This is a genomic window from Fusibacter paucivorans (assembly GCF_018390735.1).
In the GTDB taxonomy this organism is placed as follows: domain Bacteria; phylum Bacillota; class Clostridia; order Peptostreptococcales; family Acidaminobacteraceae; genus Fusibacter; species Fusibacter paucivorans.
The window spans coordinates 1-24058 of the sequence record NZ_JAHBCL010000033.1 but is presented as its reverse complement, the minus strand read 5'-3'; the positions used below and the strand labels follow the sequence as shown (position 1 = coordinate 24058).

Below are 24058 nucleotides of genomic sequence, written 5' to 3'. Positions count from 1 at the left end.
CTAATGGCTAAGTCGGTTCAATATCAAGGAACAGGTAGAAGAAAACTTGCAGTTGCCAGAGTGCGATTAGTGCCTGGTACTGGTAAATTTATCGTTAACGGCAGAGATGTCGATGAATATTTTAACTTTGAAACACTTCGTAAAGAAGTAAGAAGACCACTTGTAATGACGAATACATCAAGCAAGTATGATGTTATCGTAAGAGTACATGGCGGCGGCTTTACGGGCCAAGCTGGTGCGGTAAGACATGGTCTGTCAAGAGCGCTTCTTCAAGTAGATGCTGAATTTAGACCTACTCTTAAATCAGCAGGCTTCTTAACAAGAGATTCTAGAATGAAAGAAAGAAAAAAATACGGTCTCAAAGCAGCTCGTCGTGCACCACAGTTCTCAAAACGTTAATCAACCTATTCGAGATTTCAATACAAACATCAAATCCTCAAAACAGAAATGTTTTGGGGATTTTTTTATTTAGATCTCAAGGATTTTTATAAGACATTTTTTAGTGAAGCAATTTACAGGAAAGTGTCGATTGTGTTTGATATATAAATTGACAAAAGATAACTGGTTATGTTATTCTTAAAAAGATAACTGGTTACCTAAAAGAATAGAGGAGATTATTAATCAATGAAATTTCCAAACGAAAAATTAACTAAAAAAGCATATATTTATGGCGCTATTTTTTCACTTTCAAATCAATTGCAATTATTGGGCGATCGAAGAGAGGAATTAATTACAACAAAGCAATGGTTCTTGCTTGCTAATGTTGCACTATTTGATGATTTTGAATTGATGTTAAAAGATATTTCGAAAATAGTAGGCACGTCAAGTCAGAATACAAAGAAAATCGTAAATATTTTAGTGGACAAAGAATATATGATTGTAAAAAAGGAAGAGACAGATGGAAGAGTTCTTAGAATAGCGCTTACTGATAATGGGAAAAAATACTATGAAATGAGAGCAGAAAAAGAGTTTCAATATCTTGAAGCATTATTTGATGGATTGAATGATGAAGCTATTTCAAGTTTATATGATGGGTTACGACAATTTTCACAAGTTATAAGACGAAACAAGGAGTAAAATAATATGGCAACATATATAACAGAACCATCATACACATTTGGCGAATATCTCCTTTTGCCGGGATATTCATCAAAAGAGTGCATTCCCAAAAGGGTTGATTTGCAAACACCACTGGTCAAGTTTATGAGAGGAGAAAAACCAGCAATAAGTTTAAATATACCAATGACTTCAGCTATCATGCAAGCTGTATCAGATGACCGTATGGCAATCGCTTTAGCTAAAGAAGGGGGAATGTCCTTTATATATGGCTCACAGTCGATTGAAAATCAGGCACAAATGATCGCAAGCGTAAAAGCATATCGCGCTGGATTTGTAATAAGTGATTCGAATATCATTCAAGATGCAACAATAGAGGATTTACTTAAATTAAAAGAACGCACAGGTCATTCTACAGTGGCTGTTACTTCAGATGGAACTGCAAATGGACGCCTCTTAGGTTTGGTTACAAGTAAAGATTATAGAATGAGTCGTTTGCCTTTGACAATGCAAATAAAAGATTTTATGACAAAATTTGAAAATCTAATCTGTGCTCAACAAGAGGTTACGCTTAAAGAAGCAAATGATATTATATGGGAAAATAAATTAAACTGTCTCCCCATTATTGATAATAATCAAAGATTGATTTCAATGGTTTTTCGTAAAGACTACAATTTCCATAAGAAAAATGAAAATGAATTAATTGATCGTTCAAAACGATTCATGGTTGGAGCAGGAATAAATACAAGGGATTATGCAGAGAGAATCCCAGCATTGATCAAAGCTGGTGCAGATATTTTTTGTATAGATAGCTCAGAAGGATATTCCGAATGGCAAAAAATTGTACTTGAATACGTAAGAAAAAATTATGGTGATAAAGTCAAGATAGGTGCTGGTAATGTTGTAGATGGTGATGGCTTTCGGTTTTTAGCACAAGCAGGTGCAGATTTTGTAAAAGTTGGTATTGGCGGTGGTGCAATCTGCATTACCAGGGAACAGAAAGGCATTGGTAGAGGGCAAGCAACAGCTGTAATCGAAGTGGTGAAAGCCCGTGATGCGTATTTTTATGAAACGGGCATTTATATTCCGATCTGTTCTGATGGTGGTATTGTGCACGATTATCATATGACACTAGCACTCGCTATGGGGGCTGACTTTTTGATGTTAGGAAGGTATTTTGCACGTTTTGATGAGAGTCCGACGAACAAAATAAATATTAATGGAAATTATATGAAAGAATATTGGGGGGAAGGAAGTGCAAGGGCAAAAAACTGGCAAAGATATGACTTAGGAGAAGATGAAAAAATGTCTTTTGAAGAAGGCGTCGATTCATTCGTTCCTTATGCGGGAAAACTGAAAGATAATGTTGCGCTCTCTCTAAGTAAAGTGCGCTCGACAATGTGTAATTGTGGATGTCTTACCATATCAGCATTACAAAAAAATGCTAAAATTACACGAGTGTCTGCTACAAGCATAATAGAAGGAAGTGCACATGATGTACTACTAAGAGAAAGCAGAAATAGACGATAAACCATTAATTTAAAGCATTTCAGACGTTTAATCAGTGCCTAAAACGCTAATTGGGATACAACAACAAATACAAACAAAAGAGTCACGTTGCGTGGCGCTTTTATTTTTGCCTAAACCGGGCTTTGAATGGTATCGTGCATAAATGACGACTATTCACTGGAAAGGTATTATCATTTTTGACGAATCGGGATATTATCCAAAGCATGGGTTTAAAACTTGTGACCTGTTTGGCATTACAACAAAGGAAGGTAAGCATTTTGATTCGTAAAACATTAGCTGATATGTTATAAGTGAATCGGTTTAAAAAGCCGTATAAAGCAAAACATTCATATTATGAAATTGCGGCTATTTCTGATATAATATTGCACAGATCGGTTACCATGACCTTATAATGATTAAGCGATAATTGACAACAATATCTTGTCATTATGATTAGAGGAGGCATTTTTTATATGAGAAAATTCATTATGATTGCATAGCATTAGCTATTGCAATTTTGATAAGAGATAGCTATTGCTAACCTAAAGACATTAAATTTTAGGAGGCAAGAATGGGCTATAGAAAAGCAGAAGAGATACTGCCAATGGCATTAATCACGTTAATACAAAAATATGTGGATGGCGAAAGTATTTATATTCCCAGAAAAGAAAATCAAAGAAAAGAGTGGGGGCATAAAACGTCAATCCGACAAGAACTTCAAGAGCGAAATAAGCAGATACTGAATGATTTCCGAAAGGGCTGTAGCGTTCAGGACTTATCGACGATGTATTTTTTATCTGAAAAAAGCATTCAGCGTATTTTACGGAAAATGAAATGAATAGGATTTTATTTGAGCCAATGCAGGATTGCAGTTGGCTCAAATTTTTTTAGAAAAATGTTTAAGGTGGCAATCAAAAGGCATGTCGACTACACTTAAATAAGCAATTCAATTAAGGAGGACATATTGATGACGACACCCGTTTTGTTTGCATAGCAAAGGCTATTGCAAATAAAAATCAAAAGAGACTGTAATAGCGCTTTGCAAATCCATTTATCAATCTTTAAGGAGATGCAAGATGGGCTATTCGAGAATAATAGAATATGTAATCATACCAGAGGGAGCCTTTAAAGTGCTGCAAAACTGCTCTGGTTGCCACTGTAAAACAACTTTTCATAGCACAAACAGATTTCGAGTCAATGCAAACGGCAATAAAATTGATGTATGGCTTATTTATCAATGTGAAAAATGCAAACATACGTATAACATGACAATCTATGAAAGATGCAGCATACAGATGATAACGAGGGAAGCTTACGAAGGTTTTACTAAAAATTCAACTGAATTGGCATTTGCGTATGGAACCGATCAAAGTTTTTTTGCTGAAAATAGAGCAGAAGTTGATTGGTCAAATACCCTGTATCACATTAAAAGGAAAAGCAATTTGCCATTTGAAGAGGAGCAGTTTTTTCATGAAGAGGATCTGTTAATTGTTTATAATCACTATGCGATCAAAGTTCGAACGGATAAAATAGTCGCGGAAATATTAAATCTCACGAGATCTGAGGTTAAAAGATTAGAAAAATCGGGCTTGATTGTTTTGTCGGAATCAAGACAAGAACACAAGCTATCTATTGAGATAAAAGGAGATTTGTATAATAGCCGTCGATACAATCGTTAGGAGACAAAATTGGTTTTTAAAAGTCCAGAATGCTTGCATTCATGGACTTTTTTGTTTTTGTAGATTTTGTTAAATGAGCGTCACCGGGTACAGTATTTTCGTTTGTAAAAAAAGTAATGGAAGTTACAAAAAGCCAAATAGTACGTTGACAAATATATCGCGCGACGATATAATGTGAAAGTGATATATCGGTTGGCGATATAAATGAACTGACGGCGATAAAGGAGTTGCAGATGATTGATAAAAATGTGCCGCTGACAGAAGTCGTGTTTTACATATTGTTGGCATTAAGACATCCGAATCATGGATATGGCATTATACAGGAAGTCGAGCATATGACTGACAATCGCGTTACACTAGGTGCGGGTACTTTATATGGGGCGATCCAAACACTTGAGAAGAAACAGTGGATTCGCATCTATCATGTGGATAAAGAATCTCGAAGAAAAAAAGAATATCTTATAACACCATTGGGGCGCGCTGTATTTGAAGAAGAGCGATTGCGCTTGTCAGAATTATTGAAAAATGGAAAGTTAATCGAGGAGGTTCAAGCGTATGATTAAGTTTCGCCTTTATTTTGATAAAGATTTAGAAACGGAATGGCTTAATGAAATGGCGGCAAAAGGATATGCCATGACAGGATTTTTTGCGGGATTTTATATGTTTGAAAACTGTGAACCCGGAAAGTATATTTACCAAGTTGATCTCGGTAGCAGATTTTTTTCAGTCAGCAATGATTATCGAGAATTTATGAGTGATACAGGTGTCGAGATTGTTCAAACTTGGGGATTTTGGATTATTTTAAGAAGGTTATCCTCTGCTGGAAAATTTGAGCTCTACACAGATGTAGATTCGAGTATTGCACATTATACGAAAATCAGAAGGATGTTTATTGTCGTGCTTGCGATTGAGATCTGCTGTTTCTTCATAGAATTAGCTGGTGCCATGGCAGGAAGTCATGTTGCACAAGTGTTTGTGTTCCTATTTATCTTTATTGTCGCGGCATTTGTGCAGATTATCCTCAAAACCAGCCAAACCATCGCCAAACTGGAAGAGCGAAAAGGCGGGCGGTATTAGTCGCTGGTAATGATAGCTGTCTTAATGAGATCAAGTAAAAAGTTCAAAGAGAGAACGCTTTATAATAAAGCATTTGAAGGCGTTATGGCTCAGCTAAATAGCTGATATTGCCATAACGCCTTTTCCAGTGATGTTAAAGAAATGAGCTCATGCTTGTTGCGTGATAATCGGTAACTGTGCCGTCATCATGCGATCATTACAGGAAAATCCTTATTTAACGGTTTCACAGTAAGCGGTTTTAATGGCATAATCACTGAGTTCCTGCCCAATTCCTGGTCGCTCAGGCACAATAAAACTGCCGTTGACAGGTGCCATATCATACATGCCGAGTTCCCTGATGAAAAGCATTTTATTCATGACATGATGCTCGTGGATGAGGAAGTTGGGAATAGCGGCTTCAACTTGCAGTGCGGCAGCGAGGCTAATTGGTGAGCCGCAGACGTGCACTTGGACGGCGGCATCGAAAATATGTGCTAAGTCACATATCTTTTTACACTCTGTTAAGCCGCCGCAATTGGATATTTCCGGCTGAATGACTTGAATAGAATCGTCGAGCATGAAAGGAAGGTATTTCCATCTCGTAAAAATGCGCTCGCCATTTGCAATTGGAATCTTCACCTTGTTGGAAACCGATTTGGAGGTCGTTGGATTAAGTGGATTTGTTGCTTCTTCATAGTAGTAAACATTGTATGTTTCGATGGCGCGGCCAAACTGTGTGCCTGAAATAGCATCGGTATTGCCATGGTTTTCGACAATAATATCAACATCGGGACCGACGGCTTCTCTGGTCGCACGAAGTCTTTCGACCCCCATTCTAAGCGTTTCTTGGTCAAGAATACCTGTCAGGGCATCAAAAGGACGAACCGTTTTGGTCTTGCCGTCAACGGCGAGAAAGTCAGTCTTAATAGCAGTGTAGCCTTCCTTAACGGCTTTTTCAGCTTCACGTGCATAATCTTCTGGTGTGAATTGGAGTTTAAAGCCTTGATCGTCATCGTTCATCCATCCAAGCTGCAGTTGACTTGCATAGGCACGCAGCGAATCGCGCTGTTTACCGCCTAATAATTGATAACAGGGAACGCCAAGTGCTTTGCCTTTGATATCCATCAGGGCAATGTCAATTGCACTCATAGCAGCATAGAAAACGGCGCCTCCGGAAACACCCCAAAATGTATTTTTCAACATGCTTTCCCAAAGGTATTCCGTACGCATCGGATCTTGTCCAATGATGAGTGGCGCGAGTTCTTTAATCATGTGGAATCCCGCCATTGATCCTTTCCCGTAAGAGAGTGCTGCTTCGCCATATCCGTAGAGGCCTTCATCGGTATTGATTCGACAGACGATTCCCCGCATGGTATGTGCGACATATCTAGGTTTTAAAGCGAAAATGTCAATACTTGTAACTTTCATGAATAATGATCTCCTTTACTTAACTGTGAATGTTGTTGCTTCTGACAGTGCCTTTTCTGACCATTCATTGCCAATGCCCGGTTTATCTGGAATGCTTATGCTGCCATTGATTGGCTGGTAGTCGTAAAGGCATAAATCTTTATTGTACTGGTGTAGAAAACATAAATGATGCTCATGAATAATAAAATTAGGAATAGCCGCTTCCAAATGCAGTGAAAGTGCTAATGAAAGGGGACTCCCGCAAACGTGTGCTTGAATAGCAACATCATAAGCATGTGCCATGTCGCAGATTTTTTTAGCTTCTGTGACGCCGCCGCAAGTGCCGATATCGGGCTGTGCAATTTGCAGTGACATGTTTTCAAAATAAGGTGCGTATTGCCACCTGGAGAAAATTCGTTCACCGTTTGCAATTGGAATACTCGTATTTTCAGAGATATACTTGCAAGTTTTTGGCGAAGGCGTATTGGGCTCTTCGAAATAAAAAATATTGTACTTTTCTGCCGCTTGAGCAAATTGGACAGCAGAAAGTGCGTCTAAGTTTGAGTGGTTCTCAATGATAATATCAACTTTACTGCCGACTGCTTCACGAGTTGCGATGAGGCGGTCCATTGCCAGAGAGAGGGTAGCGTTATCCATTTTGCATAACCTGCGGTCTTGGCCAATCATATTGCCGATTTCATCGTAGCAGAGAAAATCGACCTTAACGGCATCATAGCCTTCGCGAACGACTTGTTTTGCAATGGCGGCATAATCGTCAGGCGTTACTTTCTTTTCGTGCTTTGGTCCGAAGCCAGATTGTATTTGGCTTGCATAGCAGCGAAGGCTATCTCTTTTCTTGCCGCCTAATAATTTATAAATTGGGACGTTGAAAGACTTTCCTTTAATATCCCATAGGGCACTGTCAATAGCAGAGATTCCAGAGAAAACAACAGGTCCCCCATTTTGTCCCCAAAATGTTGTCTTGTGCAGTTTATCCCAAATGACTTCGTTATCAAGTGGGTCCATGCCAATGATGAGTCTTGCTAGATCTTTTATCATTCCTGCCGCGGCTGAAGATCCGACGCCATAGCTTAAAGCTGCTTCACCATCACCATAGATGCCTTCATCAGTATAGATCCGACACCCAATTGGATTGTAGGGAAAGGGTAAATGGCAGTCAAAAAGCATCATATCTACTTGTGTTATTTTCATTTTTCGCTCCTTTTGACAAATAAACGAAGAAGATACATCATCATAATAACGATAAACCTGTATAACAGATGTGATGATTTAATTATAGTGATGGTTCTGTATAAATGTCAATAGCTATCTAGATTATTTAGATGACAATTGTTGAAATGTTAAAATTAAAATTGCTTTATGGTTGAAATTGCTGATTCTTGGCATGTTGGACAAAGATAAAGAGAATTTATTAAGGTCAATTGTTGACAGCATAAAAGTGTGATGTTACAATCTATCTGTATAACAGGTGTGGAGTGATTAGATTATTCGTAAATATTTCATAACAAAATTAAATTTTTGAGGAGGAATATATAATGCAAAAGATTGTCAACACACCAACCCCACCCCCAGGGAAATTAGGAAAAGGTGAATTATATGCCATTGCGCTTGGTCAAGTCATTGGTGTAGGCGTTATCACACTAGTGGGACCAATGATTGGGCTAACGGGTTATTCTGTATGGCTAGCTTATGCAATTGCAGTTGTTCTTGGATTTATATCACTGCTGCCATATGTTTTTATAACGAGTTCGCTGCGTTTTGGTGCAGGTCCGTATTCTTTAGTTGCCAGCACACTTGATTATCGGATTTCAGGAATGCTGGCGCTCGCTTTTATTCCGACGACGCTGGGCATGGCAGCGATGGGATTATCTTTTGGCGTCTACACAAATTCGTTAATACCTGCAATTGATTCGAGGGTAGCGGGTTCTGCATTGATTATGATTTTTGTCATTATTAATAGTTTTGGGGTAAATATGATGGCAAAAATACAAAAGGTATGCTCTTGGCTTTTGATATCAGCGCTTGTGCTTTTCTCGATAGCAGGCTTTTTCCAAATAAACAATCCGCTGTTTGATGTGATGGCAGATAATTTTATGGCAAATGGCAATACGTCATTTGTACGTACGATTTCAATATTTATGTACTCGACGATTGGTTACTCTTTGACGATGACTTATGGTAAATTTGCTAAAAATGCTAAGCGCGATATTCCGTGGGCTTATATTGCGACGGCAATCAGCTTGCTTATTTTGTATACGAGCGTAGCAATTACTGCTGCGGGTGTATTACCACTGGCAGATGTCGCTGGAAAACCGATGACGGCTGTTGCAAGGGCGATTTTACCGGCGCCGCTCTTTGTTTACTTTATTGTGGCAGGGCCTATGATAGCGCTCGTCACAACGATCAACGCGAGTATTGCTTATTATCAAATACCATTTAAACAGGCTTGTATTGACGGTTGGCTGCCAAAATCATGGAATATCACCAATAAACACGGTGCAAGTATTCCGATGCTGATTTTGGTATCTCTATCAGGTGTTTTACCGCAGTTATTTAACTTTTCCATTGTTGAAATTACCAGTAATCTGCAATTAATGACTTCTTGTATGTCCTTTATCTATTTTGCTGCTTTCTTTAAATTTCCGAAAAAATTTGCATCAGCATGGCAGCGATCACATATGCATGTCACAGACGGCTTATATTATTTCTTGACGTTTATAGCGCTGTGTATCCAATTCTTTATTTTCTATAATTCGATTAAAACAGCAAAACTTTCAATGGTGATCATTAGTATGATTGCAATGCTCGTATGTATGAGCTATGGTTTTTTCAGAGCAAAGAGCCCACAGGTTCAGATTCAGACATCGGTTTGGGAAGACTAATCACGGGTTAGAAATCATTTGGGAAAAGACCATTTTGATATTGGATAAAGGAGAATTGAATGGTAAATAATGAAAATGCAGTGCTTTTTAAGTTAATAAAGGAAGCGGCTAATCAACGCTATGATGCAATGGCGGTAAAACTTGCTGAAAAAGATACGGAAATTTCAACAGATTTTATACGCCCGCTAAAGACGATGGGAAAGCATATTGCACTGTGTCAAGCATTTGCAATGGCGCGAAGAGAAGGCAAGATGGTTTACATGGAAAAAAAGGATCATTGGTGCTGGGCGCCGCTTGTAGCATTTGGTCATATTCGGTGTGAACGGGGTGATGAGGCATTTGAAGAAATCAGTCGCATGATTGGCATTGAGGACATTGGAAAGGCGAAGGATTTTTTTGAAAATATACCACGGTTGCCACACGAAAAATACACGGGAATTATGGTGGCGCCGTTGGCAAAAGCACCATTTACGCCGGACATTATTCTCGTTAACTGTAATAATGCTCAGCTAAGAACGTTGCTGTTGGGAATTAAAAGTCAAAAAGGTGCTCTAGTAGAAAGTCGTTTTGATCCGATTGATTCCTGTGTCTGGTCGATTATACCGTCGCTTTTAGGTGGCGACTACCGTATAACATTGCCGGATCCGGGGGATTATGCCCGTGCGTTAACAGATGAAAACGATATTATTCTTTCGATTCCAAAAGCGCAGTACGATGCATTTACTCGAGGGTTAGAGTGGCAACTTAAAAAAGGTATGACCAGTGAATCGTTTGTTTACGACATGGAAGGCGATTTTGCACGCCCGCCATTTTACAACAAGTTGTATAGTGCTTGGGGATTAGATCAAGGCAAGGATTGGTAAAATACAGTATTGTTATATTTTCTGACTGGCAAATGTTAAGAATGAAAATAGACGGGGGATTCTCCCGTCTATTTTTACTTATCGGGCACCGTCTTGTACCGTAATTAACCATGTGATAAAATGAAAAGAAAATCCGAGTATGGAGAAATTGGAATGGCAAACGCAAAACAGACTAAAAATATTGTTCATAAGAATATTACAGATAAAATTTTTTTTGATTTGAAAGAGAGACTTGAAAAAAAAGAATGGCTTCCAAATGATCGACTACCCTCAGAAAATGAATTGGCACAGTATTTTGGCGCCAGTAGAATGTCGGTGCGAATGGCACTGCACAAATTGGTTGCACTCGGTATGCTGGAAGCAAAAGATGGTGGGGGATACTTTGTTCTTGATTTCAAATTTTACAATATCGTCAACCATGTTTCGGGCATGATGCTTCACAATATTGATTATGATGACTTTAATCAATTTAGAGGCCTTATTGAAACGGAATCATTAAAAATATTATCTGGGAAAAACATTCGCCCTAAGGATTTGAAGACGCTGATTCTCTGTTGTGAAAAAATGGCGGTTGCCGGAAAGGCAAAAGATAAAAAGACATTTGCAGAAGCCGATTACGAATTTCATAGGCAAATATGTAAAATGTCAGGCAACAGTATGTTCGTTTATTCATATGACCTTATTGGATCGATATTTTTAGAATACTTAGAACAGCATTATACAGTGGAGAAATATCCGGAAAATCAGAAAATTGATCTTCATGATGAAGATTATTATAAAAAAGCAGTTGACTTTCATGCTGAAATTGTTAATTCAATTAAATCTGATAACATTGAAGAGGCTGTTAAAATTGTTAAGAAGTTAACGCATATGCTTTAGAATCAGGTATTCTTCGAGTTTGACAATTGGGTGGTCAATCAATGAATAGATTATTGAAAGCTCTGGCTATTTAGCCGGAGCTTTTTGCACGATCTGATCTCTTATGATTTCATGAAATGCATCGTCATCATATTGTCATCAAAAAGCTTACAATAGATTTGATATAATGGGTATAAGCATCAATGCAAAGGAGAAATGTCATGAAAAATTACTTTATGCCGCATGCACCGGTTTTTTTGCCGAATATTGGCATATCAGAAGCACCGCAGGTTAAAATGACGTTTGAGGCGATGCACGAAGTGGGAAAGCGCGTTGCAGAAATGGCACCGGAAACGATTGTCGTCATATCACCCCATGGGCCGAGGTTTACAGATGCCATTGCCATTTATGATCAAAATGACTATCGTGGCGACTTGAAAGCATTTGGTGATTTTGATCATACCTTTTCTTTTGAAAAGGACATAAAATACATTGATGCGCTGATGCAATGCAATCGAACGGCCAATAAAAGGTTTTATACACTGAAAGAAAATCAGTTCAAGCAGTTTGAACTCGATACAGCGTTGGATCATGGCGTGTTAGTACCGCTGTATTTTATAACACGTCATTACCATAATTTTAAACTTGTATGTTTGTCAGATGCTGATTTTTCACCAGCAGAACTTATCGAATCAGGTGCTTTACTTAGAAAAGCGGCCGAACAAGTTAACAGAAAAGTACTTTTTATCGCCAGTGGCGATTTATCACATACACTCAATGATCAAGGACCTTATCAATATAAACCGGCAGGTAAAGTTGTTGACAATGCTGTTTGTGAAGCTTTTGAAAAAAGTGATATTGAACGTTTGGCAATATTGGCGCCTGAGACAATCGCCGAGGCGGCGATTTGTGGTTTAGGGCCTCTATGGCTGCTGCTTGGGGTTTACGAATGTCAAGCATATCAAACAAATCGGTTGAGCTATCAAGGTCCTTTTGGCGTAGGTTATGCTGTTGCTGAATTTGAAAAAATCGATGGTGTGGGCGCTCGGAGAGCTGTCCTTTTTAAAGCGAAAATGAAAACACGAACAGATGCAGTGCGAAAGCGGATGTCGCCAATTGCGACTTATGCACTTCGCGTATTAAAAGCACGCCTGCAAGATTCATTGCCGCCGCGGATTGAAATCAGAGCGAATGCCTATATCATTAATCATGAAAAATTTAAAATAGATGAAGCGGTAAGCAAACAGCTTTTAACGAAAACAGCTGACGTCTTTGTTTCAATTAAATCAGATGGGGCGCTAAGAGGCTGTATTGGCAGTGTAGGGAGTGACACGAAAGCACCACTGTATGAAAAAATTGCCTATTATGTTGCGCAAGCCGCTTCTCACGATTCTCGTTTTGAACCAATCGGAATGAGTGAGTATGAATTGCTGACCATTTCGGTAGATGTTTTGTCACCGCTTGAAGCAATCACATCAACAGCACTGCTCGACTCTAGAAAGTATGGTATCTTTGTGACGGATGGCCTAAATAGTGGTGTCTTGCTGCCTGCTATTGAAGGTGTGGATAGTGTTGTGGAACAAATGCGGATTGCTGCGCATAAAGGCGGTTTTCTTGTGGAGGATATTAAAGAAACGTATCGATTCACTGTGGATAGATATCTTTGAGTATCCCGACAAACTGTGTGTAAGATGTGTATAGTGGGGATAAAATCTAAAAACCGCTGTTGGCCTTTGATCGACAGATCAATTTTATCAACAGCAAATGTGGAAATCAGACAACTTATCCACATGCCTTTCGATAAATGATGCGACTCGGCTATATGGCCTAATGATCTTTTTGATAGGAGCCTATATGAAAAAATTGAATGTATTGTTGGTGATAATTTGTATCGTTAGTTTGGTTCTGGCGATTAATCTAAACTTGAATATTGAACTGCGACAATGGCTTAAAGATCACTTTGAACAACATGCGGTTGTTCCCTCAACAAATGAAGTCATTTTAGCGACTGGGAATCAAATTCTTGTTGACGATCTGTCTGAAGCAGTATTGGGAAAGATGGCAGATGATGGGCACGTTTTTATGAAACTCAGATGGTTTAAAGATTTAAACTGGACATTTCATTATGATGCCGAAAAAGGACAGCTGAACCTTGTTGGCAAGGATCAATTTGTTACCATAATGGACGATGGCAGCGTCACTTGGAATGGCGTAGCTGTGGAAAATACCGTCAGCATGCAAATGATTAATGGTGAACGTTATCTTGCGATGGATGAGTGGCAGAATATTGATGTAAATGGGCGTTTAGATCTAACAATGCAATATGATGAAGCGCGACGAATGCTTATCTTTGGCATTGGAACCCCAAATGATGTTTTGAAGTCGGGTAAAGGGATTTATCGATCGCCTGACGATGTGTCGGATCATTTAAATGTTGTTGAAGAAATGACGCAATTTAAAGCACTATTTACAGGACCAGACTTTGTTGAAAAGATTGAAACAAACCAAACTGTTTATGCGCAGGCGATTGATGATGCGGTAGCTATGGTAGTGACGAAAAGCGGTAACGTCGGTTATATATCACTTGATGCAGTTGCTTTTCATGAAACGGAAATGGTTGAACAAAATAAGACTGAACCCGTACATATGATCTGGGAATACGTTGGACAGCACAATCCAAACGTCAATAAGATTACCAATCTCGTTGGGATTAATGTCGTGTCACCGACATGGTATGAAATGGAAGATGCCTTTGGCAATTTCACTGATAAGTCTGGCGATCGCTATCTCGAGTGGGCAAAGGAGCAGGGCTATGAAATATGGCCGTTAATTACCAATCGTTTTGACCCGGATTTAACGCATGAATTTCTTGCGAGTTCAGATGCGCGTATGAATTTCATTGAACAAATTGTCAGTATATCATTGGCAAAAAATTATGACGGCATTAATATTGACTTTGAAAATATTTACTTAGAGGATCGAGATGCTCTTTCGAATTTTATCAATGAGTTGTCTTGGTACTTAAAGCCGCTTGATATCACGTTGTCAATGGATGTTACTGTTATAGCAGAGAGTGATAACTGGTCCAAATGTTTTGATCGGGCAGTACTTGGGCGCATCGTTGATTATCTCGTCGTTATGACTTATGATGAATATTGGAGTTCAAGTCCAATTAGCGGCCCGGTTGCCTCATATGATTGGGCAGAACGAAGTTTGAAAGTAATTGCTGAACTGGTGCCGAGCGAGAAAATGATCATGGGAATCCCGCTTTACACGAGGGTGTGGTCAGAAAAGCCCAATGCTGAAGCGATTGATCAGATGTCCGTGAGTTCGACCGCTATTGGCATTGCGACTCAAGATGCGCTCATCGAAGAAAAAGGGCTTTCGCCGACATGGTCTGATATAGATCGGCTCTATTTTGTATCCTATGTTGAAGATGATCTCATCAAAAAGATATGGATTGAAAACATTGAAACCATTGTGCATAAAATTAAATTATCTGAATCGATGTCACTTGGCGGCTATGCGTTCTGGCGACGAGGTTTTGAAGCAGAGAATTTTTTCAGAACGTTGCAGACGGAGCTAAACGCGGAGAAGTGATGCGGATTTTACAATAATGAATGTAAGGAGTTGCTCGTGGAAAACTTAGGACTTGTAGTCAATACGAAAAAAATTATGCGTGCATTAATTTTGCTGGTTGCGGGACTTTCGTTGATGTTTTATGGTATTATTGGATACTTTGCAGATTATGTTAGCACACATCAAAGAATTGCTGATACCGAGATTATTGAACGCGCAAAAGAATTAGGGATGGTAGAGCCGAGAGATATTATCCTGGATGAGCAGGAGCAATTAAAATGATTAGGGTAACAGAGATTAAGTTTAAAGTTGATGAGATGGCAACAGATGCAAAGTGGCGATCTAAAATTGCACAGAAGCTAGGGATTCCAACTGATGCCGTTAAAGCCTATTATATAAGACGTGAATCTATTGATGCCAGAAAAGGCGTTGTATATACTTACAGCCTCGATGTTGAAACGACGATGGAAGCAAAACTGCTGCGCAAAGGCTTCAAAGAATCGCCACCGCCTTATGAGGCAACACTCATTAACCGTTTCAGAGAAAAGCTGCAAAACCAAAAGGATAAAAAATTGTTATCAGAGCGACCGATTGTCGTTGGATTTGGACCGGCGGGAATGTTTGCCGCTTTGACATTAGCGGAAGCAGGACTTAATCCCATTGTATTGGAAATGGGTGAGGCTGTAGATGAACGGACGAAAACCGTTGAACACTTTTGGCAGACAGGTGAACTGAATGAAACATCAAATGTTCAGTTTGGCGAAGGCGGTGCAGGGACTTTTTCCGATGGTAAGTTAACCACTCGTGTGAAAGATGAACGCATTCAGTACGTCATTGAAACGTTTATTGCTGCTGGTGCACCAGAAGTGATACGCTATAAACAAAAACCACATATTGGAACGGATTATTTAAAATGTGTCGTCAAGCATATACGCAATAGCATTATTGCACTGGGTGGGGAAGTACGCTTTCAATCTGAGGTAGCCGAGATCCTATTGGAAGATGCGACCGTGTCGGGTGTTAAGCTGGCGAATGGTGATATTGTAAAAGGGAGCGCGGTGATTATCGCAACCGGTCATAGTGCCAGAAAACTGTTTTATCAACTATATCGGCAAGGTGTTGCGATGTCGGCAAAACCTTTTGCAGTTGGTGTGCGAATAGAACATCCGCAGCGGATGATTGATCATATTCAATATGGTGACAGTGTATTGGCAGCTAAACTGGGGGCTGCTGAGTACAAGCTAACCCATACAACATCTGGGGGGCGTAGTGTCTATAGTTTCTGCATGTGCCCAGGAGGCGAAGTGGTTGCTTCTGCCTCGGAGGCAGGACATCTTGTGGTAAATGGCATGAGTCAGTATGCACGGGCACTTTCTAACAGTAATAGCGCATTGCTCGTCAATGTGACGCCGGATGATTTTCCATCAGAACACCCGCTTGCCGGCATTGAATTCCAGCGGCAAATTGAAGCCAAAGCGTTTCGGGCTGATGCACAATACGCGGCGCCATGCTGCCGCTTAGAAGATTTTTTAGAGGGGTGCGATACAGAGCGCGTTGCTTCGAAACAGGCTGTAGAAGCGCGTCTTGTACAAAAACGCTTTACGAATTTAACTGATTTTGAGATGCTTGAGCCGACATATCGACCAAAAACAGTAAAAAATGATTTTTCAGATATTTTACCGATCCCCGTGCTTGAAGCGCTTAAAGAAGCAATCCCTGTATTTGGAAGAAAAATTCCGGGTTTCGATCATCCGATGGCGATTATAACGGGCGTTGAGACGCGAAGTTCGTCACCGGTACGGATTCATCGAGATCCTGTGACACTTGTCAGTGTAGCTTATCGTGATTTGTATCCTTGCGGTGAAGGTGCCGGATATGCAGGTGGGATAACGTCATCAGCGATTGATGGCATAAAAGTAGCCGAAAGCATTTTATTGAAATGCCTCAACCATTAAGCAACGTTTATTTTGAAAGTTGATACTGTGCTGATGTAAAAGACCCAGCAAGGAGCATTGGAGATGCCCTGCTGGGTCTAATCATTTAAAGCTTATAGACAGTAATCTCTTCGCAATATGAACACTCATACTCGAGTTTGCCATTTGCGCTGATCAGTTTGAACTCTGGTTCTGCATAATCGTCTGTATGCGTAATACAGCGCGGATTCTGACATTGTAAGCCGCCTTTTAGAGATTTAGGGATCTCTGCTTTCAGTTTTTCAACGAGCTTGTTGTTCTTGATGATATTAACGGTGATATTAGGATCGATAATCCCTAAAATATCCATATTGACATCAAACGTATTTTCAATTTTGATAATGTCTTTTCGCCCAAGCTGTTTGCTGGTGACATTCATCAGAAGTACAACGGAATTATCGGTTGCACTAAAGAGTCTGTTGAAAACTTTCAGACCTTTGCCTGCTTGGATGTGATCAATGACAATACCATTTTCAATTCCCTTAACTTCTAGCATATGGACCCACCTCCAACATCATGCTGATTAAAGCCATCCGTACGTAAACGCCCATTTCCGCCTGTTCGAAATAGACAGCGCGCTTGTCGTCGTCTACATCGTAACCGATTTCGTTAACACGCGGTAGCGGATGCATGACGATCATATCTGGTTTTGCATTTTTTAACTTTTCACGTGTCAATTTATAGGAATTCTTAAGTTTGAGATAATCTTCTTCATTAAAGAAACGTTCTTTTTGGATTCGCGTCATATAGAGAATATCGATGTCGTCAATAACGTCTTCCATGCTGGTTACTTCGACGAGTTCGACACCGTATTGATTGATGAGCTGACGTTTTAACGCTGAGGGCAGTTTTAATTCATCAGGAGAGATTAAAATAAACTTTGTGTTGCCAAATCGGGCAAGGGTTCGAATAAGTGAGTGAACCGTACGTCCGTATTTTAAATCACCGCAAAAAGCGACGTTGTGTCCATTGACGGTTTCTTTAAAACGTTTGATGGTAATAAGGTCGGTCAATGTTTGCGTTGGATGTTGATGGCCGCCGTCGCCGCCGTTGATAATTGGCAATCTTGAATATTGAGAAGCGAGCTTCGGTGCACCTTCCTTTGGGTGCCGCATGACGATGATGTCAGCATAAGCCCCCATGACTTTAATCGTATCTGCAAGGCTTTCACCTTTTGAAGTCGATGAGGTCGAAGCGTCTGCAAATCCGATAACATTGCCGCCTAGACGCATCATAGCGCTATCAAAACTGAATTTGGTGCGTGTGCTGGGTTCAAAAAAAAGTGATGCCAATATTTTACCGTCACAGATTTTGTTGTAGACCTTTGGGTTATTGTACATGTCTAAACCCACTTCGACGAGACGATTGATCTCATCAATAGTCAAATCCTCCGGCTCAATAAGATGTCTCATTAAATTCCTCCTTGTGATTTCACTGAATCTCTTAAAGTTTGGAAAACAAGATTCGAGCGGCCAACGCTGCTGAAGTTATTTTTAAAGAACCATATAAACGGGTTGCTCGATTCTTTTTGATAATAAAAACCCTTCACGTTAAGTCGCAAAGGGTTGTTGTATTAAAAATGATGATTATAAGCGTTATTAATTCAGTGGATAAAAAGAGATGCATCGCACTTAAGCGCATACTATATCCCACTATTATTCACTCGGCTTATAAAGAATTCCTTTTCGACCTCACGGATCAAATTAAAGGCTATTTTGTTTTCATCAACATCATAACACAGGGATATTTCAGGGTCAACTTAAATGCGATGACATTTATATTAATTAAATGATCGATTTTGACATGATAGGCTGTGCGATACTAATCCCAATACTTGGCCGAGGATGAGATTGTTTTTAAATGAGGATGAGTGTGATTTCACCTTGACACGATGCGGAGGCTGTGTTAAATTGAAGAAAATCCTTTAATCAGGTACGAGAGACCTGCAAGGTAATGAACACGACATCACACGTATTTTTTGTGACGAACACCTAGCAGGCGCTATGGTGTTTTTTTATGCGTCAAAATACGGTGGATATCGTAATGGAACGGATTAGACGGGAGGCAAATGTGAAAACACTTTTAAAAGGTGGCTGGTTAATAGATCCTGCACAGAAAATCAATCAAAAGGCAGATGTGCTTATTTGTGATGGTGCTGTCGAAGCAATTGTTAAGGAAGATACTTCCGCGGCATGCGATGATGTCATTGATGTTACAGGCTATATTGTCTGTCCGGGATTTATTGATTTGCACGTTCACCTAAGAGAGCCGGGGTTATCACACAAAGAAACCATTTATCAAGGAAGTCGAGCTTGTGCAAAAGGCGGCTATACAACGGTAGCATGTATGGCCAATACGAACCCTGTTGTCGATAATGTCGAAGTGCTAAAGAAATTGCAGACAATAGCGTGGCGTGACGGCATCATTGACATTAAGCCAATTGCAGCCACAACAGTTGGATTAGCAGGTCAAGCGTTGACAGATCATAATGCCCTCGTGAAAGCAGGTGCCATAGCATTTTCCGATGATGGACGTACCACGATGCGTGACACATGGATGATTGAGGCGCTTGAAACATCAAAACGCTTTGGCGTTCCGATTATCACGCATTCAGAAGACCATGAGATAACGGATCACTACCAGGATGAGGTTTATCCCATTGAAGCGGAATACAAAATTGTTAAACGTGATTTGGCGCTTTGCGAACAATATGGCGGGCATCTTCACGTAGCGCATGTTAGTGGTGAACAAACACTGGCGTATATTCGCGAGGCAAAAGAACAGGGGATTCACGTGACGTGTGAGGTGACGCCGCACCATTTTGGTCTTAATGATGAAATGGTTAATACACTTTCGCCAATGTCAAAGGTTAACCCGCCAATCAGATCGCCAAAGGCACAGCAAGCGGTCATCAAGGCATTAATTGACGGAACCGTAGATATCATTGCAACAGATCATGCACCACATGAAGAATCCAGTAAAAAAGGAACATATCGGCAAGCCAGCTATGGGATTTCCGGCATTGAAACCGCATTTTCCGTCGGATATACATCATTAGTAGATGCAGGTTATATGGACTTGGAAAATTTAATTGTCAAAATGAGTACAAGACCAGCTGAAATTGCAGGTTTTAAAGATGTTGGTGCGCTTAAGCCGGGTTTTGCAGCCAATATTGCTGTTTTAGACATTGGAAGTAGGTATGAAATTGATCGAATGCAGTTCGTTTCGAAAGGGAAAAATACACCTTTTCACGGAATGAAAGTAAAAGGGGAAGTTGTGATGACTTTTTATCAAGGCAAGCGTGTATACATGAGAACGGAGGCATAGGATGATAATTGATCAATTAATTGAGGCAATCATTCAAAAGAAAAGTCCGATTGTCGTAGGACTTGATCCAAGATTTAATCAAATACCACAGGCAATTAAAGAAAAGTGTCTCGCGGAATACGGTGAGACACTGGAAGCGGTAGCCGCGGCAATCAAAATTTTTAACCGCGGCATTATTGACGCCGTTGCGGATGAAGTGCCGGCAGTTAAGCCGCAGGTTGCCTTTTATGAACAATATGGATTGCCGGGGATGGCTGCTTATCTAGATGCCTGTCAATATGCAGCCTCAAAAGGTCTGGTTGTCATCGCAGATGTAAAGCGCGGCGATATTGGTTCCACATCAAAAGCCTATGCGAAAGCACACCTGGGACAGGTTCAAGTTGGCAATAAAAACTATCAGGGGTTTCCGGCAGATTTTGCAACCATTAATCCGTATTTAGGCGATGATTGTATGAAAGAATTTGAAGCTGAAATCGTGCAGGAAGATAAAGGGATCTTCATACTGGTGAAGACATCTAACCCAACATCAGGCCAGCTTCAAGACTTGGTAATGGCTGATGGGAAACATCTTTATGAGAAAACAGCAGAAATTGTCGCTGGCTGGAATGATAAAATATGTGGTAAATTCGGCTATTCACCAGTGGGCGCTGTTGTGGGTGCTACGTATCCGGAAGAACTGTCGGCGCTGAGAGCGCAGATGCCAAAAGCGATGCTGCTCGTACCAGGATATGGTGCGCAAGGCGGCGGCGCAAAAGATGTTATCAACGCTTTTGATACGAAAGGGCTTGGTGCGATTGTCAATAACTCAAGAGGGATCATTTTTGCTTATGAAAAGATAGGCGGTGATTACCAAGAAGCAGCAAGAAAAGCGGTAATCGCCATGAAGCAAGATATTAATGATACGTTGTCTTCTGTAGGCAAGCAATATTGGTAATGTTTGTATTGGCCGCTGCTTTCGCTTAAAAATGAAACGCATCTGGTTAAATGCACCATAACCTGAACGAACCGTATGCTGTATGCTAATGAACCGTATGCTTTATGTTGAGGTTCACAATTAAATTATAAAGAGGTTGATACATGAAGTTTCAAGGTCTGGTTAGAATAATCTCAAAAAAAGAGATAAACGATGAAGTATTTACGTTATGTGTTGAACGGCCTAAGGCTATTGAAAGCATTAAAGCGGGGCAGTTCTTTAATATCAAGACGTCAGCATATGGCAGCCCGATGCTGAGACGTCCGATATCCGTCAGCGGCTATGATAAAGATAGCATTGAATTTACCATTAAAGTAATAGGCGATGGCACAAAGCAGCTTCATCAATATGAAGTGGATGAAAAAATAGATATTATGGGGCCGCTTGGCAATGGTTTTGAATACAGCAATGAGCAGGAAATTCTGGTTATTGGCGGCGGTATCGGCATAGCGCCAGTAAAGGGATTGCTTGAGGTGTTAAAAAGAGAAAACCCGAATATTAAGGTGACGACGATTTTAGGGTTTAAGGATGAGCCGTATTTGGAAGAAACCTTTAATGCTTTATCAGATACACTAAAGATCGTATCAGAGACAGATAGCCGATACGAAAAAGGATTTGTAACAGAACCTTTAAAGTCGATTATTTGGAAACCGTTCCAAATGACGTATGCTTGTGGACCAACGCCGATGCTTAAAGCCATAACGCCGGTGCTGAATGCAGCAAAAATGCCGGTACAATTACTTATGGAAGAAAAAATGGCCTGTGGCATTGGTGCATGCCTTGTTTGCACCTGCAAGATTAAAGAAGGCGACTTCGGTTATAAGCATCAGCGTATGTGCAAAGACGGTCCGATGTTTTATGGAAGTGAGGTGATTTTTGATGCATAATCAGTCATTGAAACTGGGCGTTGATCTCAACGGATTAACGCTGCACAATCCGATTACCGTTGCATCGGGGACTTTTGGATTTGGTAGAGAGTACAGTGAATACATTGATTTAAACCAAATTGGTGCCATTTCGGTAAAAGGTCTTACATTAGAGCCAAGATCGGGAAATGAAGGGATACGCATTGTAGAGACCCCAATGGGAATGCTCAACAGTGTTGGGCTTCAGAATCCCGGTGTACATGCCTTTATAAAAGAAGAAATTCCTTTTTTGCGACAATATCAAACAAAGATTATTGCGAATATTAATGGCAATAATATTGAAGAGTATTGTGAAATGGCACAAATTCTCTCTAATGAAGATGTGGATTCGCTGGAACTGAACATATCGTGTCCGAATGTTAAAAACGGTGGATTGGCATTTGGAACGAACCCAGAAGTTGTTAAAGAAGTCGTATCAAAAGTGCGTAAGCATGCAAAGAAGCATCTAATTGTGAAATTGTCCCCAAATGTGACAGACATAAAGGCAATTGCCAAAATCGTTGAACAGGAAGGCGCGGACTGTATCGCGCTCATCAACACACTCTCAGGCATGGCTATTGACATCTACAAACGAAAACCGGTTCTTAACCGTATTAGTGGCGGTTTGTCAGGGCCGGCGGTAAAACCGGTAGCGCTGCGGATGGTATATGATGTTGCTCAAACAGTAAAAATTCCTGTGCTCGGAATGGGCGGCATTAGCAATACTGCAGATGCAATTGAGTTTTTGCTGGCCGGTGCAACTGCACTGGCGATTGGGACGGCTAATTTTGCCAATCCAAAAGTAACAGCGGAAATACTAAATGGGATCGAAACATACATGCGTACCTATCAGTATGATGATATCAATCAATTGATCGGAGATTTGAGATAGTGCTCTTATAGTGCACGTTGCTAAAATGTAAGATTATTAGCTAACACTAAAAACCGTTCTTTATACTCACAACTTTTTTTAACAAAAAGTGCTGAAACGGAAAGCTTCCGCTGTTTGTCATACCAATTGTGAAATGATTTTTAAGAATTGTAATTTCGTTTTTCATGAAACATAAAAGAGCAAGGGCGCTGTTCCCTTGCTCTTTTATGATCTTGAGCATCTATTGAAGAATGGTTCTTATTTTAGATTGCTTTAACCGAAAAAACAAGATTGAAAAAGCGGCAACCATGATAGCAAAGGTGTCATTTCAAGAGCATACAATCTATAAAATAAGGATTGAAAAAAGATTTCAATATCGTTAACTTGATCTTTTGGAGAACATTTATGATAATGGCTATATTTTAAACTAAAGTGAATACTGCGGTAAAAAGTCGTATAAAAACCTATATATAAGAAGAAAAGGTATCTTAAACACTATATACGGGAATATGTAAATAGTCAGAAATATTTTACTTTATAAAAAAGGGTTGACGTGCTCTTATTGTGATGTTATTATAGCAAAGCAGTCTTGAAAAACTTCAAAAAAATAATGATGTTTAGCAAAGAATGTGACTGTTTCGACAGTCTAAATTAATCAAAAATCTTATGAAAAAGATATTGACAATGAAAAAGAGGTTTGATATAATTTAGAAGCTGTCGCACATTGTAAACACTGAGTTTGAAGGGTGTTAAGGATGTGTAAAGAACAATCGGAATGATGATCGGCGAATACCGAAAAACGTTCGTGAAAAGACTTTGAGACGGTGAAGAAATACAATGAGAAATAAGGAAGGATTTTGACTAACGTCAAAACCGTTTTTCAAACTCATAACTTTTCTGTGAAAAGTTACTGTATTGAAAAGAAGTAAGAAATAGCAAATGTAAGATTTTTAGCTAACGCTAAAAACCGCTTTTCGTACTCGCAACTTTTTCTAGCGAAAAAGTGCTGAAACGAAAAGCTTCTAAGGACCTTGAAAATTGAATAGCGCAAATGAATTAAAACACGCAATTCTTTGAGTTTGTGAAATCGAAAGAGGAA

General features: G+C 39.8%; 22 protein-coding genes. 18 read left to right on the top strand and 4 right to left on the bottom strand.

Annotation, left to right across the window (positions count from 1 at the left end; all coding sequences use genetic code 11):
• Window positions 1-3: 3 nt before the first annotated feature.
• The 7 genes from rpsI (at window position 4) to KHM83_RS15965 (ending at window position 5321) form a co-directional block, all read left to right on the top strand.
• Window positions 4-399 carry a 30S ribosomal protein S9 gene (gene rpsI, locus KHM83_RS15995; RefSeq protein WP_213238050.1) on the top strand — a complete coding sequence of 132 codons (396 nt, stop codon included), beginning with the start codon at window positions 4-6 and terminating at the stop codon, window positions 397-399.
• 225 nt (window positions 400-624) lie between these two features.
• Window positions 625-1077 (top strand): MarR family winged helix-turn-helix transcriptional regulator, encoded by a 453-nt coding sequence (locus KHM83_RS15990; RefSeq protein WP_213238049.1) that lies wholly within the window; start codon window positions 625-627, stop codon window positions 1075-1077.
• A 6-nt stretch (window positions 1078-1083) separates the two neighbouring features.
• Window positions 1084-2586: an IMP dehydrogenase gene (locus tag KHM83_RS15985; RefSeq protein ID WP_213238048.1), complete on the top strand. Its 1503-nt coding sequence runs from the start codon at window positions 1084-1086 to the stop codon at window positions 2584-2586.
• Window positions 2587-3136: 550 nt separating this feature from the next.
• Window positions 3137-3403: a CD3324 family protein gene (locus tag KHM83_RS15980; RefSeq protein WP_213238047.1), complete on the top strand. Its 267-nt coding sequence runs from the start codon at window positions 3137-3139 to the stop codon at window positions 3401-3403.
• Between the two features lie 238 nt (window positions 3404-3641).
• Window positions 3642-4244: a DUF1062 domain-containing protein gene (locus tag KHM83_RS15975; protein ID WP_213238046.1), complete on the top strand. Its 603-nt coding sequence runs from the start codon at window positions 3642-3644 to the stop codon at window positions 4242-4244.
• Between the two features lie 236 nt (window positions 4245-4480).
• Window positions 4481-4807, top strand: a complete 327-nt coding sequence (locus KHM83_RS15970; protein WP_213238093.1) for a PadR family transcriptional regulator — start codon at window positions 4481-4483, stop codon at window positions 4805-4807.
• Window positions 4800-5321: a DUF2812 domain-containing protein gene (locus KHM83_RS15965; RefSeq protein WP_213238045.1), complete on the top strand. Its 522-nt coding sequence runs from the start codon at window positions 4800-4802 to the stop codon at window positions 5319-5321. The genes KHM83_RS15970 and KHM83_RS15965 overlap by 8 nt, the downstream gene beginning before the upstream one ends.
• Window positions 5322-5531: 210 nt before the next feature.
• Here the strand turns inward: KHM83_RS15965 and KHM83_RS15960 are convergent, their stop codons facing one another.
• Both KHM83_RS15960 and KHM83_RS15955 read right to left on the bottom strand, forming a co-directional pair.
• Window positions 5532-6728 carry a mandelate racemase/muconate lactonizing enzyme family protein gene (locus KHM83_RS15960; protein ID WP_213238044.1) on the bottom strand — a complete coding sequence of 399 codons (1197 nt, stop codon included), beginning with the start codon at window positions 6726-6728 and terminating at the stop codon, window positions 5532-5534.
• 15 nt (window positions 6729-6743) lie between these two features.
• Window positions 6744-7919, bottom strand: coding sequence for a mandelate racemase/muconate lactonizing enzyme family protein (locus KHM83_RS15955; RefSeq protein WP_213238043.1), 1176 nt, complete (start codon window positions 7917-7919; stop codon window positions 6744-6746).
• Between the two features lie 344 nt (window positions 7920-8263).
• On the opposite strand from KHM83_RS15955, the gene KHM83_RS15950 reads away from it, so the two are divergent.
• The 7 genes from KHM83_RS15950 to KHM83_RS15920 all read left to right on the top strand — a co-directional run bounded on the left by KHM83_RS15950 (window position 8264) and on the right by KHM83_RS15920 (window position 16865).
• Window positions 8264-9610: an APC family permease gene (locus KHM83_RS15950; RefSeq protein WP_213238042.1), complete on the top strand. Its 1347-nt coding sequence runs from the start codon at window positions 8264-8266 to the stop codon at window positions 9608-9610.
• A gap of 59 nt (window positions 9611-9669) precedes the next feature.
• A complete protein-coding gene (locus tag KHM83_RS15945; protein WP_213238041.1) occupies window positions 9670-10473 on the top strand; it encodes a DUF169 domain-containing protein in 804 nt (267 codons plus the stop codon).
• Between the two features lie 153 nt (window positions 10474-10626).
• On the top strand, window positions 10627-11352 hold the full coding sequence (locus KHM83_RS15940) for a FadR/GntR family transcriptional regulator (protein ID WP_213238040.1): 726 nt from the start codon (window positions 10627-10629) through the stop codon (window positions 11350-11352).
• A 200-nt stretch (window positions 11353-11552) separates the two neighbouring features.
• Window positions 11553-12998, top strand: coding sequence for an AmmeMemoRadiSam system protein B (gene amrB / locus KHM83_RS15935; RefSeq protein WP_213238039.1), 1446 nt, complete (start codon window positions 11553-11555; stop codon window positions 12996-12998).
• Between the two features lie 187 nt (window positions 12999-13185).
• Complete coding sequence (locus tag KHM83_RS15930) at window positions 13186-14931, top strand: glycosyl hydrolase family 18 protein (RefSeq protein WP_213238038.1); 1746 nt, start codon at window positions 13186-13188, stop codon at window positions 14929-14931.
• Between the two features lie 36 nt (window positions 14932-14967).
• Window positions 14968-15192 (top strand): hypothetical protein, encoded by a 225-nt coding sequence (locus KHM83_RS15925; protein ID WP_213238037.1) that lies wholly within the window; start codon window positions 14968-14970, stop codon window positions 15190-15192.
• Window positions 15189-16865 carry an NAD(P)/FAD-dependent oxidoreductase gene (locus tag KHM83_RS15920; protein ID WP_213238036.1) on the top strand — a complete coding sequence of 559 codons (1677 nt, stop codon included), beginning with the start codon at window positions 15189-15191 and terminating at the stop codon, window positions 16863-16865. Before KHM83_RS15925 ends, KHM83_RS15920 begins: the two co-directional genes overlap by 4 nt.
• An 85-nt stretch (window positions 16866-16950) precedes the next feature.
• On the opposite strand, the gene KHM83_RS15915 is transcribed toward KHM83_RS15920, so the two are convergent.
• Both KHM83_RS15915 and pyrB read right to left on the bottom strand, forming a co-directional pair.
• On the bottom strand, window positions 16951-17379 hold the full coding sequence (locus KHM83_RS15915) for an aspartate carbamoyltransferase regulatory subunit (protein WP_213238035.1): 429 nt from the start codon (window positions 17377-17379) through the stop codon (window positions 16951-16953).
• Complete coding sequence (gene pyrB / locus KHM83_RS15910) at window positions 17366-18295, bottom strand: aspartate carbamoyltransferase (RefSeq protein WP_213238034.1); 930 nt, start codon at window positions 18293-18295, stop codon at window positions 17366-17368. Before pyrB ends, KHM83_RS15915 begins: the two co-directional genes overlap by 14 nt.
• A gap of 658 nt (window positions 18296-18953) precedes the next feature.
• Between pyrB and KHM83_RS15905 the strand changes: the two genes are divergently transcribed.
• The 4 genes from KHM83_RS15905 to KHM83_RS15890 all read left to right on the top strand — a co-directional run bounded on the left by KHM83_RS15905 (window position 18954) and on the right by KHM83_RS15890 (window position 22980).
• Window positions 18954-20210: a dihydroorotase gene (locus KHM83_RS15905; RefSeq protein ID WP_213238033.1), complete on the top strand. Its 1257-nt coding sequence runs from the start codon at window positions 18954-18956 to the stop codon at window positions 20208-20210.
• Window position 20211: 1 nt separating this feature from the next.
• On the top strand, window positions 20212-21144 hold the full coding sequence (pyrF, locus tag KHM83_RS15900) for an orotidine-5'-phosphate decarboxylase (protein ID WP_246543156.1): 933 nt from the start codon (window positions 20212-20214) through the stop codon (window positions 21142-21144).
• Between the two features lie 143 nt (window positions 21145-21287).
• Window positions 21288-22070, top strand: coding sequence for a dihydroorotate dehydrogenase electron transfer subunit (locus KHM83_RS15895; protein WP_213238032.1), 783 nt, complete (start codon window positions 21288-21290; stop codon window positions 22068-22070).
• Window positions 22063-22980, top strand: a complete 918-nt coding sequence (locus KHM83_RS15890; protein ID WP_213238031.1) for a dihydroorotate dehydrogenase — start codon at window positions 22063-22065, stop codon at window positions 22978-22980. Before KHM83_RS15895 ends, KHM83_RS15890 begins: the two co-directional genes overlap by 8 nt.
• The last annotated feature ends 1078 nt before the right edge of the window (window positions 22981-24058 follow it).

What these genes read in the sequence shown, in the direction of transcription:
- KHM83_RS15980 (WP_213238047.1), top strand. Translation starts at nt 3,137, where the DNA reads ATGGGCTATAGAAAAGCAGAAGAGATACTGCCAATGGCATTAATCACG.
- KHM83_RS15950 (WP_213238042.1), top strand. Translation starts at nt 8,264, where the DNA reads ATGCAAAAGATTGTCAACACACCAACCCCACCCCCAGGGAAATTAGGA.
- KHM83_RS15985 (WP_213238048.1), top strand. Translation starts at nt 1,084, where the DNA reads ATGGCAACATATATAACAGAACCATCATACACATTTGGCGAATATCTC.
- rpsI (WP_213238050.1), top strand. Translation starts at nt 4, where the DNA reads ATGGCTAAGTCGGTTCAATATCAAGGAACAGGTAGAAGAAAACTTGCA.
- KHM83_RS15945 (WP_213238041.1), top strand. Translation starts at nt 9,670, where the DNA reads ATGGTAAATAATGAAAATGCAGTGCTTTTTAAGTTAATAAAGGAAGCG.
- KHM83_RS15965 (WP_213238045.1), top strand. Translation starts at nt 4,800, where the DNA reads ATGATTAAGTTTCGCCTTTATTTTGATAAAGATTTAGAAACGGAATGG.
- pyrB (WP_213238034.1), bottom strand. Translation starts at nt 18,295, where the DNA reads ATGAGACATCTTATTGAGCCGGAGGATTTGACTATTGATGAGATCAAT.
- KHM83_RS15990 (WP_213238049.1), top strand. Translation starts at nt 625, where the DNA reads ATGAAATTTCCAAACGAAAAATTAACTAAAAAAGCATATATTTATGGC.
- KHM83_RS15895 (WP_213238032.1), top strand. Translation starts at nt 21,288, where the DNA reads ATGAAGTTTCAAGGTCTGGTTAGAATAATCTCAAAAAAAGAGATAAAC.
- pyrF (WP_246543156.1), top strand. Translation starts at nt 20,212, where the DNA reads ATGATAATTGATCAATTAATTGAGGCAATCATTCAAAAGAAAAGTCCG.
- KHM83_RS15920 (WP_213238036.1), top strand. Translation starts at nt 15,189, where the DNA reads ATGATTAGGGTAACAGAGATTAAGTTTAAAGTTGATGAGATGGCAACA.
- KHM83_RS15930 (WP_213238038.1), top strand. Translation starts at nt 13,186, where the DNA reads ATGAAAAAATTGAATGTATTGTTGGTGATAATTTGTATCGTTAGTTTG.
- KHM83_RS15890 (WP_213238031.1), top strand. Translation starts at nt 22,063, where the DNA reads ATGCATAATCAGTCATTGAAACTGGGCGTTGATCTCAACGGATTAACG.
- KHM83_RS15960 (WP_213238044.1), bottom strand. Translation starts at nt 6,728, where the DNA reads ATGAAAGTTACAAGTATTGACATTTTCGCTTTAAAACCTAGATATGTC.
- KHM83_RS15940 (WP_213238040.1), top strand. Translation starts at nt 10,627, where the DNA reads ATGGCAAACGCAAAACAGACTAAAAATATTGTTCATAAGAATATTACA.
- amrB (WP_213238039.1), top strand. Translation starts at nt 11,553, where the DNA reads ATGAAAAATTACTTTATGCCGCATGCACCGGTTTTTTTGCCGAATATT.
- KHM83_RS15975 (WP_213238046.1), top strand. Translation starts at nt 3,642, where the DNA reads ATGGGCTATTCGAGAATAATAGAATATGTAATCATACCAGAGGGAGCC.
- KHM83_RS15955 (WP_213238043.1), bottom strand. Translation starts at nt 7,919, where the DNA reads ATGAAAATAACACAAGTAGATATGATGCTTTTTGACTGCCATTTACCC.
- KHM83_RS15915 (WP_213238035.1), bottom strand. Translation starts at nt 17,379, where the DNA reads ATGCTAGAAGTTAAGGGAATTGAAAATGGTATTGTCATTGATCACATC.